Annotated in this window: 6 protein-coding genes; all 6 read right to left on the bottom strand. The window is 49.6% G+C overall.

Going from position 1 to position 17411, the window contains the following annotated elements:
- Positions 1–21: 21 nt before the first annotated feature.
- From fabD to JOE49_RS11540, 6 genes are read right to left on the bottom strand one after another with little or no spacing between them, the layout of a single operon-like run.
- Positions 22–1269 (bottom strand): ACP S-malonyltransferase, encoded by a 1248-nt coding sequence (gene fabD / locus JOE49_RS11565; RefSeq protein ID WP_068938674.1) that lies wholly within the window; start codon positions 1267–1269, stop codon positions 22–24.
- 13 nt (positions 1270–1282) lie between these two features.
- On the bottom strand, positions 1283–8416 hold the full coding sequence (locus JOE49_RS11560) for a non-ribosomal peptide synthetase (RefSeq protein ID WP_209941238.1): 7134 nt from the start codon (positions 8414–8416) through the stop codon (positions 1283–1285).
- Between the two features lie 36 nt (positions 8417–8452).
- Complete coding sequence (locus JOE49_RS11555) at positions 8453–10087, bottom strand: carbamoyltransferase N-terminal domain-containing protein (RefSeq protein WP_209941236.1); 1635 nt, start codon at positions 10085–10087, stop codon at positions 8453–8455.
- Positions 10088–10128: 41 nt separating this feature from the next.
- Positions 10129–14163: a type I polyketide synthase gene (locus tag JOE49_RS11550; RefSeq protein ID WP_209941234.1), complete on the bottom strand. Its 4035-nt coding sequence runs from the start codon at positions 14161–14163 to the stop codon at positions 10129–10131.
- Positions 14164–14166: 3 nt separating this feature from the next.
- Positions 14167–16191, bottom strand: coding sequence for a non-ribosomal peptide synthetase (locus tag JOE49_RS11545; RefSeq protein ID WP_209941232.1), 2025 nt, complete (start codon positions 16189–16191; stop codon positions 14167–14169).
- A 5-nt stretch (positions 16192–16196) separates the two neighbouring features.
- Positions 16197–17408 carry a pyridoxal phosphate-dependent aminotransferase gene (locus tag JOE49_RS11540; RefSeq protein WP_209941231.1) on the bottom strand — a complete coding sequence of 404 codons (1212 nt, stop codon included), beginning with the start codon at positions 17406–17408 and terminating at the stop codon, positions 16197–16199.
- Positions 17409–17411 lie beyond the last annotated feature (3 nt).

Below are 17411 nucleotides of genomic sequence, written 5' to 3'. Positions count from 1 at the left end.
CGTTCCTCGTGTTCGCTGCGATTAGCTGACCTGAAACGCGGGAAATAATTCGCGTGTATGCGTATTGCTGAAAATCTGCTCAAACCGTTCAGCCCGTAGTTCCGTTGGTGTTAATTTGGTTGCAAAAATGGACTTTAGCTTGTCCAGAGCTTGCTGCATTTGTTCCAACGTTGGTTCTGTTCCGGTTGTGATCAATTGTTCGCGCAGGTTTTGCAATTCTTTGTATGGAACGACTACACCCTGCTCATACTCATCGTTATTCCAGTTCCGGTTCTGGGTTGAAACCGCAATCGCAATACAGGAGGTCACCAGACCCAAACCATCTGGTTTGCTCTCGATATCAGCATTCCGCAGCAATTCCAGAGTGGAGGGATGCTCAAAAGCAAAGGAATGAGCCGTAGAGGTGATACCAGCCATTAAATTTCTCAATACGGTTTTGGGGCCGATTTCTATAAAATGATTCACACCCTGATTCAGCATGTATTGAACGCTTCTGTGCCATTGCACAGGCCGTGCCATCTGGGACGTCAAGTTAGATAGGATATAACGACGATCCGCATAGGGTGTCGCTGTAACATTAGAGAGCACAGGCCATTGAAAACGGCCATAATCATATCTCTCCAGCTCCTCCCGAAATTTGCCCGCAGCGCTCCGCATTAAATTCGTATGGAACGGAAAGCCCACCTTGAGGCGAATCGTTTTGATTCCTCTACGGTTCAGTTCCTCTTCTGCCTTCTCCAGTGCAGGAGTATGACCCGAAATGACGAGCTGCTCAGAGGAATTATAATTCGCAATGCCGACCGATACACCGGCTGTCGAAGCTTTCTGGCACACCTCATCCACCTCACGCTCATGACTCCCGACTACCGCCAGCATCGCTCCTGTACCGGGAGCAACAGCTTCCTGCATCAGAATGCCCCGCTGACGTACTATTTTCACCGCATCCGAAAAAGCAAGCGCCCCTGTACTGACCAATGCCGAGAATTCTCCCAGACTGTGACCCGCTACCAGAGATGGAGCAAGCTTCAATTCCTGCATCAGTACACGAAAAGCTGCGATGCTCACGGTCAAAATGGCAGGCTGGGCATTAGCGGTCAGAGTCAGCTCATCCATGGAACCTGTGAAACAAAGCGTCTTTAGATCAAACCCTAGCGCATCCTCGGCCTCTTCAAAGGTTTCTCTTGCTACTGAATATTCATCGTATAAGCTTTGACCCATGCCTACATATTGAGAGCCTTGCCCCGGGAATAAAAATCCTAATTTTTTCATCGTTCCATCCTCCTTATAGTAGGTCTGCAATCTTGTGCAGTACGTGGACATAGGCCTTCATCATCTGTTCCGCCCAAGTCTTCTTCAGTTTTCCAGCTTGATATTCGCATAGGAACCGTACCTGCTCCGCGCGCACATCCATATGAAGCACCCAGTCAAATTGTCGGGTCACCTCATGTCCCGCCGGCGTATGATTCAGAAACACACAAGGGAGAAAAGCAGACGGATTGGCGTTTCCTGTCCCATTTGGCAACATAACTGGGATCGGGTAAAGGTCGGTCTCTTTCGCTTTTTGACGATGACCAGCAACCTCTATGCACAGGGCGCTAAAATCATCATTTTCCGTCAATCGTACACGCAGCGGATACAAGCTCTCCCCTGTCAGTTGTAATGCGAGGAAAGAGGACTGTCCATGGTGTATGAACTGTTTATGTGGTAATAGGTGTCCTTCACCGATGAGCAATACCAGTTCGGACTGACCTGTCATTTGTGACAAAACATACGTATAAACGGCTAGTAACAAGTCTGTTAGGGCAAAATCCTGACTCCAGACTGCTTTCTGTAACGTGGTCAGCAGGTCCGCAGGTAAGGTAAAGGTGAACGTAGCCTGCCCTTCGGCTCCTCCATCTGTCCGCATCGCCTCATTCCACGGAATAAAAGATAACGATTCAGCCAAGTAAAGACGCCAGTATTGCTCCTGACGCTCATATCGTTCCTGTTCCGCATCCGTCCATGCTTGTTCTCCTTGCTGCTGCTCCAGAAAACCGGAAAGTCTCGCAATGGTCGGATAGGCAAAACAGTCTGCAACGCTGATTTTCCCTGGATAGATTTGCTGGAGACGAACATTCATTTGAATGAGCAAAACCGAATTGCCTCCCAGCTCAAAGAAATTATCGTGGATGCCAAGTCCACTTCTGTGCAATACCTCTTCCCAAATTCGGCTGACCTGCATTTCCACCTCTGTAGCAGGTACCGTATATTCCACTTCAAGAAGAGGACGGCTAGGATCCGGCTTGGGCAGCATTCGACGGTTTACTTTTCCGTTCGGCGTTAAAGGCATCTCCGACAAGGTAATAAAATGCGAGGGAACCATATATTCTGGCAGCCGGGCAAGCAAATGATTACGTAGCTCACTCACTGATAAAGTCTGCTGGCCTACCCAATAGGCACAAAGGGAGTGGTTCTCCTGTTCAGCTGATCGGTCCTGTACCACCACAGCTTCCCGAATGGAAGGATGATTCAACAGCGCCTGTTCAATTTCCCCCAGCTCCACCCGATAGCCACGGACCTTGATCTGATCATCTATCCGGCCCAACACTTCAATCTCACCGTTAGGCAGCCACCGCGCCAAATCTCCGGTCTTAAACATTCGCTCACCGGACCGGAACGGATTGGCTTTGAACTTCTCCGCTGTCAGCTCAGGGCGCTTGTCATAACCGGATGCAAGTCCCTTGCCTCCAATCCAGAGATCACCCGCTACAAGATCCGGTACAGGCTGGAGCTGCCCATCCAGAATATATACTTGTGTATTCGCTATCGGCGTACCCACTCTCACCCGCTCATGCTGGGTAAGCTCCTGCACAGTTGACCAGACTGTAGTTTCGGTTGGGCCGTACATGTTAAAAATGCGCGCAGTGGTCACGTCCTGCGTCTGACGAAGCAATGACTCTGGTAAAGCCTCGCCTCCCACCATTACGACCTGCAACGTGCGCATACTTTCTTTTGCTTCCGGGTGCATAAGCAAAAGCTGAAGCCGCGAAGGAGTTATTTGCAGCAAGTGCGGACCTGTTCGGCGAATGGCTTCCAACAGCAGTTCAGCATTCGCCTGCTCTTCTCCCGTAGATAACACTACCCGTAGCCCCTTCGCCAAAGGCAGTAGCGTTTCCAATACAAAAATATCAAATGCGGCAGTAGTTACTGAGAAGAAGGTTTGACCTTCAGGAAACGGTATTCGCTCGGTAATCCCGTAGATCAGGTTAACGATGGCTTCCTGACGGATCATCACGCCTTTCGGATGTCCGGTCGAGCCTGAGGTGAAAATCATATACGCCAAATCATGGGGTCCCGGCTGTGTGATCTCCAGCCTTTTTCCATCCTGACGGTATATACTCGCGTCATTCAACGAAATGACTTCGCCTCTAAAATCCAGTCCATCCAGCAGTGTGTCCCGACTAATAAGCCATTGCGCTTCACTCTCTTCCAGCATGTAGGAAATACGCGCCGCAGGATAGTCGGGGTCGATCGGCAAATAGGCAGCACCTGCCTTTAAAATGCCGAGCATCGCCGTCAGCAAATCTACCGACCGTTCCAGCAGCAAGGCAACCACCGTATTCACGTCCGCTCCTTTGCTGCGCAATGTTCTCGCCACCCGATTGGACAGGACATCCAGCTCGCCATAGGTCAAACACTGGCTCCCACATTCTACCGCTATGGCGTCCGGCATCCGTGCAGCCTGTTCTTCGAACAGGTGATGCATCAGCTTGTCAGCCGGAAGCGCAAGCTCAGTCGCATTGCGGGCGACAAGAATGCGTGATTGCTCCGCAGGAGTCAGCAGGCTGTAGGCATACAGGGGACGGTCTGGCTGCAAAGCCAGTTGGGCCACCAGCTCTATGAAATGCTGCGCCATCTGGCGAACCGTATGCTCGCGGAACAGTTCCGCGCTGTATTCAAAGGTACAATGCAGCCCATTACAGCGATTATCACCTACACCTTTAGCAGTCGGCATCTCAACCACGGTCAGCATCAAATCAAATGAAGCAAAAGGGCTTTCCAACGGATAAGGCTTCACCTGTAAACCCGGCACTTCCCTGCTGCCATCCATAAAATTTTGCAGCCGAAACATCGTGTCAAACAGCGGATTACGACTCAAATCCCGCTGGAGATGCAAGCGATTAACGAGCATATCAAAGGGGTAATCCTGATGCTCAAACGCATTCAACGCATTGTCTTTGACCTCGTCCAGAAACTGTCGGAAGGTCTTCTCCTGTACGGGAGCATTTCGTAACGTAAGTGTATTTACGAACATACCGAGCATACGCTCCAGCTGAACATGCAATCTTCCGGCTACTGGCGTACCCACCACGATGTCCTCCTGCCCACTATAGCGTGACAAGAATACATTGTATGCTGCAAGCAAAACCATGAATAACGTGGCACCACTCTCCGTTGCCAGCTTCCGCAAACTTGTTGCACAGTCTGACGACAGACTAAATTCCAGCGAGCCCCCGGCAAAGCTCCGTTGTCTTGGTCTTGGATAATCTCCCGGCAGATTCAGAAGCGGAATTTCCTTTCCAGTGTGCTGTTCGTCGAACATCTTCAGCCAGAACGCTTCCTGTTCTTTCAGATGTTCCCCGCTGAGCTGTATATGCTGCCAGGCGGCAAAGTCTTTATACTGAATGTGCGGTTTTTCCAGAGCGCTTCCTTCCATCAGGGAGATAAACTCATCAATAAGCACTGTCGCAGAAATTCCATCAAAAATAATATGATGCACATCCAGCAGTAGAACATGGCTCTGCTCCGCTAATCGAACCAGCATTACCCGTAAAAGCGGGGGCAGTTGCAAATCAAAAGGACGCAAAAATGATTGCTGAATCTGCGGCATATCGGCCGCCGTCCCTTCGGTATATTCCATTTTCCAAGCTACATCCGAATGAATCTGCTGTACTACTTCATCCTCCAGCAGGGTAAAGCCCGTTCGAAATACTTCATGCCGGAGCAGTAATGTTCGAAACAGACGTTCAAGCTGCTCTCGTTGGATACTGCCTTCCAAATGCCATGCAGTGAACACGTGATTGCTCAGGCTTTCTCCTTCCAATTGATGCAAAACAAATAATCGTCTTTGAGCGGCGGAAACTGGGTAATACTCCTGCTCAGGCAACGGTTCGATAGAAGCTGCATGAACAGAGGTCTTTTGACGAAGCAAATCTGCCAGCTCACGAATGGTTTGATGATCAAAAAGTTCTTTGAACGTCACTTTCACCTGCAAGCGCTCCTGAATCCGGTAAATCATTTTTGCCATCTTGAGTGAATGTCCACCCAACGCAAAAAAGGGGTCCTGTACACCCACTTGCGCTATATCCAAAATTTCTGTCCAAATGGTGGATAGCTCCTGCTCCATGCCGTCCCTTGGAGGTACATATTCTGTTCCTGCAAGACTTCTTCCCTCAGGTTTTGGCATATGTTTACGGTCGATTTTACCGTGTGGGGTCAAAGGCATGGCTTCGAGCGGGACCAACAGACCGGGAACCATATAGTCGGGAAGCCGTTCTTTTAGATGTTGGCGTACCCCTTCTGACGTCATTTCTGGCGACTGCAATGTGTAATAGCCGATCAGCCCGGTTAATCCCGTTTCCTCCACATGTGCAATCACCGCTGCCTCACGAATAGATGGAAGACTGACCAGCGCCTGCTCAACTTCCTTCATTTCGACGCGAAATCCCCGCACCTGAACCTGATCGTCCTTTCGCCCAAGATACTGAAATTGCCCGTCCGGGGTCTGACAGCCTAAGTCTCCCGTTCGATAAAGCCTTTCTCCGGTCAACGGATGCGTAGTGAAGGCTTTGGCTGTCAAATCCGGCTTGGCCCAATATCCACTCGCCAGTCCTGTCCCGCCGATACAAATCTCGCCTTGCACTTGGAATCCGGCAAGCTGTCCATCCTGATCCAGCACATACACATGAGTATTCGCAATCGGCAGCCCCAGAGGAATACGTAATGTTCCTGCATCCGGCTTGTGCTGAATGATATGCTGGGTCGCATAGATGGCCGATTCGGTCATGCCGTATAGATTGGCGATTTTCGCTGTGCGAAAAAGAGTGTACCATTCCTGCACGATATTCACCGGAAGCGCTTCGCCCCCGTTAAAAATCCACTTTAGATCAGGCAATGGATGAGATTCCCCCGCATTTCGTACAGCACTTAGGAAAACATTCATGAGCGCAGGAACAAATTGAGTGACCGTCACTTTTTCCCGCTCCATAAATGGGTATAGTTGGGCAGGGTCTTTGACGATATCCGCGGGTACAATCGTTAATTTGGCTCCCTCCATCAGCGGCCAGAACCATTCCCACACCGAGTCTGTAAAGCTGGTAGACGTCTTCTGCGCGATGACATCGTCTGCTCCCAGAGCAAAGGTATCCTGCAACCAAAATAACGTATTCAGCACAGCCTTATGGGTCATCATCACCCCTTTGGGCTGTCCCGTGGAGCCAGATGTGTACATGATATACGCCAGGTCTTTTTCATTGGGAATATTTTGCAGACTCAGCTCATCCGTAGACATCCCTTGTGCTTTGACAGGAATAAAATAAGACTCATCCCCTCGCATCTCCCGCAGTCTAACGATCCATTCCGACTCTCCCCATACCGTTTCATCCAGACAAATGACAGTTTCAATACAGTCTGGCAAATGATCTAACGTCCGTCCGAAATAACGTAAATTCGTAACAAGCACGCGGCACGAACTGTCGTCAAGCATATATTGGATTCGGGATTGCGGATAATCAGGATCAATCGGTACATAGGCACCACCAGCCTTCATAATCCCTAAAATAGCGGTAAGCAATGGGACATTCCTATCCCCCATAATGGCAACCAGCGAGTTCGGACGAACTCCATAGCGACTGAAAAGCTGTCCCAATTGGTTGGAGCGAAGGTGCAGCTCCTTATAGGTGACAGCCATGTCGCCGTCCAGAACCCCCACTGCATCAGGGGTACGGAGCGTCTGCTCCTGAATACGAGACGTAATTGTGACTCCAGCCGGATAAACCTTCTGCGTATCATTAACACGATGGATGACCGCGCGTTCCTCTGCCCCCATGTAATCCATTTTCCACACAGACTGCTCCGGGTCCTGAATGGCACCCGCAATAATGTTACGGAAATACGCTCCGATCCTGGACATCGTTAAGGCTGTAAACAAATCTGTTCCATAGCTAAGCGATATGACCAATTCGTCATTTACGGATTCCACAATTACGGTCAAGTCAAACTCGTTCGCGTCGGCACCATTTCCCAGCTTGATTCTTTCCATCGGGATTCCCCCGAAGTTCTCCTCATTTTTGGAGCCGGCTGCAAAATTAATTAGAACGTCAAACAGTGGGGCACGATTTAGGCGGCGCGGACGGTTCAATACCTGCAATAGCTTGTCAAAAGGATAGTCCTGATGGGCGTATGCTCCTGCGCACTCATCTTTAACTTGTTGTAACAATCGGGAAAAAGATATGTCTCGGGAAAGTCGATTCCGCAGCACGAGAGTATTCACAAAAAAACCCATCAGGTTTCGAACCTGCTTTTGATTCCGCCCCGCCACAGGAGTACCAATAATAATGTCCTCTTGCTGAGTAAGCCGGGCTAATAACACATTCAGACTGGCAACGATCGACATGAACATGGTGGTTCCGTACGTGCGGTTCAACCGCTCCAAGCCCGCGCATAATTCCGCATCCAGAATGACCTTTTCCACCGCCGCCGGAGCATTTCGGATGGTCGGACGCGGAAAATCCAAAGGCAATTGAAGACTTGGCAATTCACCATCCAATCGGGATTTCCAGTATTGCTCCTGCGAGCTTAGTTTTCCAGTAAGCACCTGCTGATTTTGCCAATGTGCATAATCAATATACTGGATTGGCAATTCTGGCAAATGGGGGCTTGTTCCTTGCTCCAACGCCTGATAAATATGAAACAGTTCTTGAAAAAACAGATCCATAGACCAACCATCTTCAATGATGTGGTGCATACAAATATGAAAAACATAGTCGTTTGCCGCCAGCATGTAGATCTGTGCCCGCCATAATGGACTCTGCTCCAGATCAAAAGGCTGATTCATCACAGTCTGTATTTCTTTTTGTACCTCTGCCCACGCTGTTTCTTCCCCTGTATCCGATACATCCACAACAGGCAGGTTTAAGGTCAATTGCTCCAGCACCACTTGCTTCGGTACACCTTCGACCACCGTGAACACTGTACGAAGGATAAAATGTCTTTCAACGATGGTATGGAGGGCCTGCTGTAAATACGAGGTATTCACAGCTTGTCTGATTCGAACGGCTACCGATTGATTTAAGGCGCTGCTCTGAGCGTCCAGCTGGGACTGAACCCAGAACCGTTTCTGCCCATGAGACAGATCATAGGTCTGCTTCTCTCCCATGTGTAAACCTCCATCTGTACATTATTCGAGGATATGCTACTGCTTTTCGTATAACGTTTCATTGCACCAGACATACCGGGTTCCGTTCCATTCGGTTGCAGAACGCACATCCGGGAAAAAGCCGCTGCCGAGCAGATTGGCGCTAGTATTGCACAGCACTGGAATACCGCTCAAATTCTCGTACGCATCCAGCAAATCATAGATCAGCGGATTATCCTCCCGACTCACCGTCTGGAGGCGTGCCGTTCCATCGAGATGACGGATCGCAGGAATGCGTTCCACCCATTCATCACGCAACATATGATCAAAAAGCATATACGGATCACGTGTTCCCGGTGAAAAAATAGCAGGTGCATGCTCCTCCATACAAATCGGTGAGACCGGACGATAGTCTTCCCGCTGCTTGATGGCATTCAGGCGGTCTTTCATATCCGGTTGAACGGCAGCTGCCAGTATACTCCGGTTGCCCAATGCACGTGGTCCCAGTTCCGCCCGATCATGCAGCACCACGACTGGATCATCTGTCGTATGCAGCAGTTCCGCGAGCTGTGCTACCGTACAAGCACGTGATTCCCAGCCTTCTGCTGGCTCATTTTGAATGACCATGGGTCCGCTGTACACAGACCAATTCAAATGAGGATGACCTGTCTGATGAATCATTTCACAACAGGCAGCACCAATAGCCGAACCTGTATCGTTGGTGAACGGAGAAACAAACACATCGTCAAATAATCCGCTTTCCCGAATCGCACTGTTCCATTTGATATTCAGAGAACAGCCTCCTATAAAGCAAAAGTTTCGTGTTTTCCGTCCATGCTTGGTCACACTCGCCTCCAACGAGGTTACGAGAAGCTGCTCCAAATACTGATGGAAAGACGCCATGGCGTCTGCATGTGGAATATGATGCTCATCTACATATCGCTTGATTTCCTGGGAAAAGGTCCAGTTAAACTCCATCGAGGGTGAAAAATGCCGTGCATACGTCAGCTCAAACTGTTCGAGCAGCTCTGGACGTACCTGTCCCTTGGCAATGTAGGCCATAACCTTGCCCGCTACCGAAAGATCATCCACGCGCGGTCCTTGCCCTCCGCGCAGAAATGGCTCAAAGTGCAGCGAAAACAGTGAATAAATGTTGCCAATGTACATGAAGAGAGGACCCAGATTTTCTAATTTTCCGTTCGCTGGATCAAAGTAATAAAAACGCGGATACATGCCGCCATCGTACACAAGCGCGTAAGACGGCTCCTTGGTCACCGCGTAAGGACTCGCGCAATAGGTGCTGGCGATATGTGTGGTTGAATGCATATAACTGGTATAGTTGTAGGTTCTTCCACCAATGGCAAGGCCACTGCCCGAATAGGCTTGGAGCGCGTCGGCTGAAAGCGATACTTCGCGGTAAGGTGCAACCGTGAGGGACAGCTCCTGCCCATGGGAACGCGTGTCCACCTTACTTTCCTTCAATCCGGCCCAGCCGTCGATGACAAACCGATCCACATCTGCCGAGGTATAGCCATGCAGGTTAAGCACTTCCTCGACAAAATCCAAATCAGGAATTTCGCTGTAGCGTTTGTTGTTATTGAATTTTTCAACCTCGTAGCTGAAAATAAGCTTGTTATCCTCAATCAAGGCCACACTACCATCATGCGTTAATTTCAGTCCGCAGAATAACATGTTCCTTCACTCCTCACCTGTTAGCCCAACACAAAGCCGCTTTATTGTTCAGCCTCAGCAAAATGACGTGGTAATACCGGAATGATATCGGATTCCTCGAAATCGACACGATTGGATTCATCTATCCAGCTTCCCAGCCCGGCCACCGTTGGCTCCTGAAAAAAGACCTGAATCGGTACATCTATGGCCAGCTGGTCTTTAATTTTAGCAATGACACTCATCAGCATCAGCGAATCTCCATTTTCAAAAAAGTCCTGGTGTATGCTAATTTCCTCATGCCCCAGTACCTCGCCCCAAATCTGACCTAGCTGCCGTTCTGTTTTCGAATACGCATCTCCATCATGGCCGATCAAGGTCACTTGAATGTGAGAGTTCATGTGCACTCCAGTGTCCGTAGCCTCCGACTTGGGCTGTAGCGTACGAAACAGCTCTTCCTCGAAGGAGACAAATTTAGCACCCAGCTTCACATTTCGCTGGATCATATCGTTCAGTGCCTCATTAGAGGTAATGAACTGCTTCAGCTCTTGATAGGACTCCAGCAGATGACTGTAGGCTTCAGACTCTTGATCGTTGTGTCCCTGCGCTTGCTCTGTAATTTCCTTTGTTAAGTCTGGGGAAAAGCGAACCTTGAGCAGCGTCAACACTTGAGCCAGCTCCTGGCTGCGAATGTTGGCAATGACCGTTTGGGTCAGTTTATATTGCAAAAGCCGATCAAACAGCTTGCCATAGTCCTCCGACGAAATCGGCTGAGATAACATCCGTTGATCCATCAGCTCGTCCGATGTAGCCCCCATCTCCAGATGCGACCAGTTGATCGCCATCATCTCCATGCCACGACGGCTCTGATAGTGGGCATACTGATCCAGAAATGCATTTGCAGCAGCGTAGCTACCCAAGCCTACACCTCCCAGCTGCGAAGCCACTGACGAGAAAAGAATCCAGAAGTCCAGCGTTTGATCCTTAGTCACCTCGTTTAACACCCATGTTCCTATTACCTTGGCTCCCATGGTTCGCTGGAACCCCGCTGCATCCATCTGCTCCAGACGAATTTCCTCCAAATGCATCGCGGCATTCATGCCCCCATGAATCGGGCCATAACGTGCATGCACATCATCCACGACCTTCTTCATTGCATCCAGATCCGTGATATCTGCCGCATAGTAGCTCACCTCGGAGCCGAGCTTTTCAATCTCCAACAGTCCACGGATTTTCTTCGTAATTTCAGAGGTATCCAGCCCCGCAGCTCGTTCCTGCCAGCTTTCCCGGTCCGGAAGCACAGTACGGTTCACCAGCACGAGCTTAACCTTCGCCTGCCGGGCAAGATAGTGGCAAGTTTCCAGTCCAACTGAACCGGCTCCCCCGGCAATCAGATAGACGCCACCCTCACGGATTGTAATCTTCCGATGTGGATGAGCTGTAAGCTGCATCCGTTCCAGCTGCTGCGTATACCGCTGACCGCTTCGCCATGCTGAACTTTGATCTGCTTCGTCCCGATCCAATTCCAGCATGATTTCCTGAGCAATGTCGGAATTGTCGCGTCCGATCGTTTCTACATCCATACAGCTACAACGATGCTGACTATATTCCTGCGAGATGACCTTCATCAATCCCCACAGAGGCGCTTTTTCCGGGAACACATATGTATCCTCCGCTACGACCAGCTGTGCGTAGTTCGAGACGACTTTGATTTCCAACAGGCGATGAATCGAGCTTGCCTGAACAGCCTTCATCAAATAAAAAAGACTTAAAGCCCCTTGCTCCTGACTTTCATTCAAATCATCGAGTTGTCGCATGCGACTGCGAATTTCGGTGCAGGTCCACAAGTGGACGATACCGGAAAGCTCTGCTCCCCCTCGCGTCTCAACCTCGGTCACGGCTGCAAGCAGCCTGTTATAATCCTCCGCATAGCCGGGACGAATCTGATAATGGCTGGGATCTATGGCAGCATAATCAGATGCAGCCTCTACGATAATAGGTGTGAGTCCTTGATCCTTCATAAACTCGCTAAGTGAAGCAGCTACGCCTTCTTCATCCGCCAGAATAAGCCATGACTTGCTGGTAACCGACCGTTCTTGGGAGGCAGAAGCCGTCAACGGACTGGCTACCCAATTCAGTTCATAGAACCACTGGTCAACCTGCTTCTCCGGTACCGATCTCAAGGCTGGGGAATCTGTTTTATGCTCCATCGCATGCTCCGGGATATAATCCACCCAATGTCGCTTGCCTGCAAATGGATATACAGGTAAAGGAACACGATGTCTTTGATCCAAATCATGCAGAGCTGTCCAATTGATCTCGCTACCTTGCATATATTCATCCACAACCCGATCTAGGCTGGTGTCAGGCTGTACCTTGAAGCTTTTCTCCTCACGGGTCGTTAGGCGGGTATAATATATCCCCTCTCCCGCTAAAGCTGGACGTGCAGCTTCATCTGCATTTGCAAATCGCTCCAGCCCTTCCCTTAACTCTTCAAGACTTGTAGCTACAATCGCAAGCCGATAAGCATAGTGCCCCCGTCCCTGATTGCTTGTAAAACAAATATCTGGCAGCGCATGAGCCGTGCGATCCAAAAACGTACGATAACGGTCAACCAAAGCATCAAAGGAAGCTTTACTCTTGGCAGACAACGTAAATACATACGGTACGTTTTCTCCACTGGCGGACTGGCTCTGCTCGTCCTGCTCATATTCCTCCAATATGACATGACAGTTAGTTCCTGCTAGACCAAAAGCACTTACTCCTGCCCGCCGTAGCACTCCTGCCTCCGTCTCCCATGGAACCAGCTCTGTATTCACATACACAGGCGATTCAATGAAATTAATGTGCGGATTCGGCTCGTTAAAATGGAGGGTTGCCGGAATCTCCTTCTTTTGCAATAACAGCACTGTTTTGATCAGACCTGCAATACCGGCTGCGGTGTCCAGATGACCTATGTTCGTTTTCACCGCGCCCAAGGCACAAAAATGCCGCTTGTCCGTGTAGCTGCGGAAGGCGTTGGTAATGCCTTCAATCTCAATCGGATCACCTAGACGAGTTCCTGTACCGTGAGCCTCAATGTAGGTTACCGTTTCCGGAGAGATACCCGCATTACGCCAAGCTTCCTTCATCAGCTCTGTCTGAGCCAAGGCACTTGGCGCGGTAATGCCGTTGGACTTTCCGTCCGAATTCATGGAGCTGCCTTTAATGACAGCGTAGATATGATCCCGATCCTTTTTAGCCTTTTCCAGCGTCTTCAGTACGATGACCCCGAATCCCTCGCCCCATACCGTCCCATTCGCTGCGGCATCGAAGGTGCGCGCAACAGAGTCGGGAGAAGCAATGCCGATATCGACCAGTCCTTCATCTACGGGAAACAGGGTCAGGTTCAGCCCGCCGGCTACAGCCATGTCACAATCGCCAGTAATTAGTCCTTTGACCGCATGATGCACAGCAGCCAAAGATGCAGAGCAGGCGGTATCAATCAGATGGCTGCCGCTGGCGAGATTCAGCAAGTAGGCCACCCGACTGGCTACGACTGAAATGGTATTACCGGGTAAGGCATACGGCTCCATGTTCTGAATCAGTTGCAAGTAATCGGCATCCGTATCCCCTACGTATACCCCGGTTCGTGAGCCGTACAATTCCTTTTCGGCATAGCCGGCATCCTCCAGTGCTTCCCAGGTAACTTCAAGGAAAATGCGCTGCAAAGGGTCCATACACCGGGCTTCTGCAGGAGTAATGTTAAAATATTCTGCATCAAAACGATCAATATGGTCCAAATATGCTCCTCTGCGATACTTGATCTCCGGCGCATATCGTTTACCTTTGAAATAGTCCCGAATAGGCTGGTCCACGTCAGCCTTGCGGCTTTCCGGGAAGTCCCTCACGGCATCCATGCCGTTCACGAGATTATCCCAAAACTCATCCGTTCCATTTGCTCCCGGAAAACGACAGGCCATCCCAACAACGGCAATATCATCAACCTTCACCGTTTTGGACTCATTTTCGAATAGCTCTTTTAGCATCGGCAGAGCTTCTATCTTGGAGAGATGTTTTGCGGCAACCTGAGCTAGCAAATAATTCTGAACCCGTTTCATATGTTATCCCTCCTTCAGATGGTCCAGCGCCCGTATAGACTCGCTTACATCCAGTGAGCCATCTTCAATTTGATCCAGCAGGCTCATAAGATCCTGATCCAGCTGTTCGTCATCCTTGGACTGATTTTCAAAGTGATTCATATACGCTGCAATCGTAGGATAGGAAAACAGCTCGGCTACTGTTGCCTCACTGCCCAGTGCGTGCTTCATCTTTCGATGAAGCCGAACAATCGAGATGGAATTGCCGCCGATTTCAAAAAAGCTGTCATGGATGCCGACGTCCTCCGGGCTTATATTTAAAATTCCGGCCCAGATTTTCGTCAGCATATGCTCTCTTTCATTGCGAGGCGCCACATATGCGGTTGAACGGTGAACTCGGTCCTCCGGCTGTGGCAGATTTTTGCGATCAATCTTCCCGTTCGGAGTTAACGGCATCTCCAGCAGTTCCATGAAAAATCCCGGAATCATATACTCAGGTAATATTTCACGCAGGTGTGTTGTCAGATCATCCACTTCGAGCCCTTTTTCCAGCGAAGTAAAATAACATAAGAGATTGGTTACACCAAACTCATCCGTTTGGGCAATCACAGCTGTTTCCTTGATCCCTGGAAAAACGGATACGGCCCGTTCCACTTCTTTGAGTTCTACGCGATACCCACGCACCTGTACCTGATCATCCTTGCGGCCGCTATACTCCAGAATGCCATCCGGCCGTAACATGCCCAAATCACCTGTACGATATAGCCTTTCTCCTGTTTTGGGATGCTGGGTAAAAGCCTTGGCAGTTGCTTCTGCCTTATTCCAGTACCCCTCCGTCAGACCAATCCCGCCGATGCATATTTCGCCTTTGACCTCAAAGGGGCACAATTGCCCCTCCTTGTCCAAAATATAAACATGCGTGTTCGCAAGGGGTCTTCCCAACGGAATGCTCAATTCTCCCTCTTCCGGAGATGCGTCAATCAGGTAACAGGTTGCATAAATAGCCGACTCGGTCATACCGTAAATGTTGGCAATCTTGGCTTGCTGGAATGTGCTGTACCAGTCCCGCACCCCATTGACGAGCAAGGCTTCGCCTCCATTGAATACCCATTTAAGTTCCGGTAGCGGATGATCCGTCTCTTCGGTCGGAACCGCATCCAGAAAGAGACTCATCTGGGCCGGAACGAACTGGGTAATGGTAATCTTGTCATCCCGGAGCTGTTCATATAGCCGTTGAGGATCTTTGACCGTATCCGAGCTGAATATAGACAGCTTGGCTCCGTATATCAGAGGCCAGAAGAATTCCCATACCGAATCGGTAAAACTGGCAGAAGTCTTCTGCGCAATCACATCTTCTGCGGTCAAACAAAAGGTATCCTGCAACCAAAAGAGCGTATTCAGCACAGCTTTATGCGTCATCATGACTCCTTTGGGATCTCCCGTAGAGCCTGAGGTGTAAATCAAATACGCAAGATCATTTTCACCGGCAGGACACGCCCATGAGCCCTGCTCCTGGCGCTCCCAATCCGACCGCTGATACACCGTCAGACGATCTGCTCGCATCTTCGTTTCGTCAAGACAAACAACCGTCGTCATGCTCTCCGGCAAATCTCCCAGCATCGTTTGAAGCTTGGCAGACTCGGTGATCAGCACACCGCAAGAACTGTCGCGCAGCATATATTGAATCCGCTTTTTCGGGTAGTCCGGGTCAATAGGCACGTAGGCTGCACCTGCTTTTAATACGCCGAAAACAGCTACTAAAAGCTCAATTCCCCGTTCCGCTACCACTGCTACCCGCTGGTTAGGTCGCACACCTGCTGCGTGCAGCAGGCGTGCCATTCGATTCGCTTGTTCCTCCAATTCGGCATACGTAATGGAGGAGCCGTATTCATAAATAGCGGTTTGCTGTGGTGTGATTGCGACCTGACGGGCAAACAAATCAGGAATCGTAACATGATCCTCATAAAGCTTTGCAGTCTGATTCATCTCCGCAATGACGCGTTCCTCTTCTGCCGATAGAATTTCAAATGCATCAAAATCCAGATCCATAGGGTCTACTCCCGAACCGGAATTGCAGCAGATACAGCCGATTGACCTACCAAGCTGTTTGTGAAAAAGTCCACTAAGCGATCTATGCCTTCGTTGTATCGCGTTGTAGAGTAGGACAGGCGCAGCATTTTCGGCAATCCAAAATCAGAACCTGGCACAGTCGCCACTTGTTTGGCTCTCATAATTTGTTCAGCCAGCTCCAAACTCGTTTCGATGCCGTGCTCGTCCATGTACTTTTCACAATCGAGTGTGAAGTAAAAGCTACCTTGTGCAGGGATAGCACGTACGAGCGGAACCTCATTGAATCGCTCCACCGTATAATCCCGTCTTGCTTTATACAGGCTGACCAGCTGCTCAATCTCTTCGGGATGTGCCAATGCTTCCAATGCGCCAAATTGCACGACAGGGTCGGCTGTCAGCAATGTGTGATGCTGTATGACCGTGAGCGGTGTGACTAGCTCGTCAGGAACGATGCAGTAGCCCACGCGCCGACTGTACATCCGGTACCCTTTGGAGAAAGCATTCGTTGTAATAAAGGCTGATTTGGTATCCTTCAGCTCCAGTACCGAAGTGCTTCGTTCATCAAAGCAAACATTGGCATAAATCTCATCATTAATGACCACCGCCTGACCGTTGATAATTTTATCAATGGCATACAGTTCGTCTTTCGTTAAGATGTTGCCTAGCGGATTACCAGGCGAATTAATGACTACAATTCTAGTTTTATCCGTGAAATTTTCCTTAAAGGAATCCAGATCCAGTGCTAGCGTCTCCAAATTGATATCATAGTAGCGAACATTCGCCCCTACCAATTGGGCGCAAAAATGATACAGAGAATAGTACGGACGCGGTAAAAGAACCTCATCCCCCTCTTTTGCCAGCAAATAAAACAGATTTCGGAACAAGGCGCTGGTGCCTACATTAATCAGGATATTGTTAGGGTTAATGTCCAGATCATATGTTTTCTTGTATTCCTCCGCGAGTGCTTCCTTTAATTCCGGCAAACCCGGCGGAAATACAAGCGAGCTTTTTTCAAAGGTGTCCAACGCATCCTTCATCGACTGAATGATATCCTCATGCAAAGGTAGCTCGGATTTTCCCAAGGTCATTCGAATGACCTCTTTGGAGCCGTTTTTCTCAAATTCATAAGCCATTTGATCCAGAACGAACATTAAAAACCGATTGTCATAAAATTCAATAGATGATCTTAATTCCATTTG

It is taken from the genome of Paenibacillus sp. PvR133, assembly GCF_017833155.1.
Taxonomy (GTDB): Bacteria; Bacillota; Bacilli; order Paenibacillales; family Paenibacillaceae; genus Paenibacillus; species Paenibacillus polymyxa_B.
The sequence above is the reverse complement of the archived record's forward strand: the minus strand, read 5'-3'. Positions and strand labels throughout refer to the sequence as shown.

Excerpts from the sequence above, each read along its gene's own strand:
- JOE49_RS11540 (WP_209941231.1), bottom strand. The coding sequence starts at position 17,408 with ATGGAATTAAGATCATCTATTGAATTTTATGACAATCGGTTTTTAATG.
- fabD (WP_068938674.1), bottom strand. The coding sequence starts at position 1,269 with ATGAAAAAATTAGGATTTTTATTCCCGGGGCAAGGCTCTCAATATGTA.
- JOE49_RS11560 (WP_209941238.1), bottom strand. The coding sequence starts at position 8,416 with ATGGGAGAGAAGCAGACCTATGATCTGTCTCATGGGCAGAAACGGTTC.
- JOE49_RS11550 (WP_209941234.1), bottom strand. The coding sequence starts at position 14,163 with ATGAAACGGGTTCAGAATTATTTGCTAGCTCAGGTTGCCGCAAAACAT.
- JOE49_RS11545 (WP_209941232.1), bottom strand. The coding sequence starts at position 16,191 with ATGGATCTGGATTTTGATGCATTTGAAATTCTATCGGCAGAAGAGGAA.
- JOE49_RS11555 (WP_209941236.1), bottom strand. The coding sequence starts at position 10,087 with ATGTTATTCTGCGGACTGAAATTAACGCATGATGGTAGTGTGGCCTTG.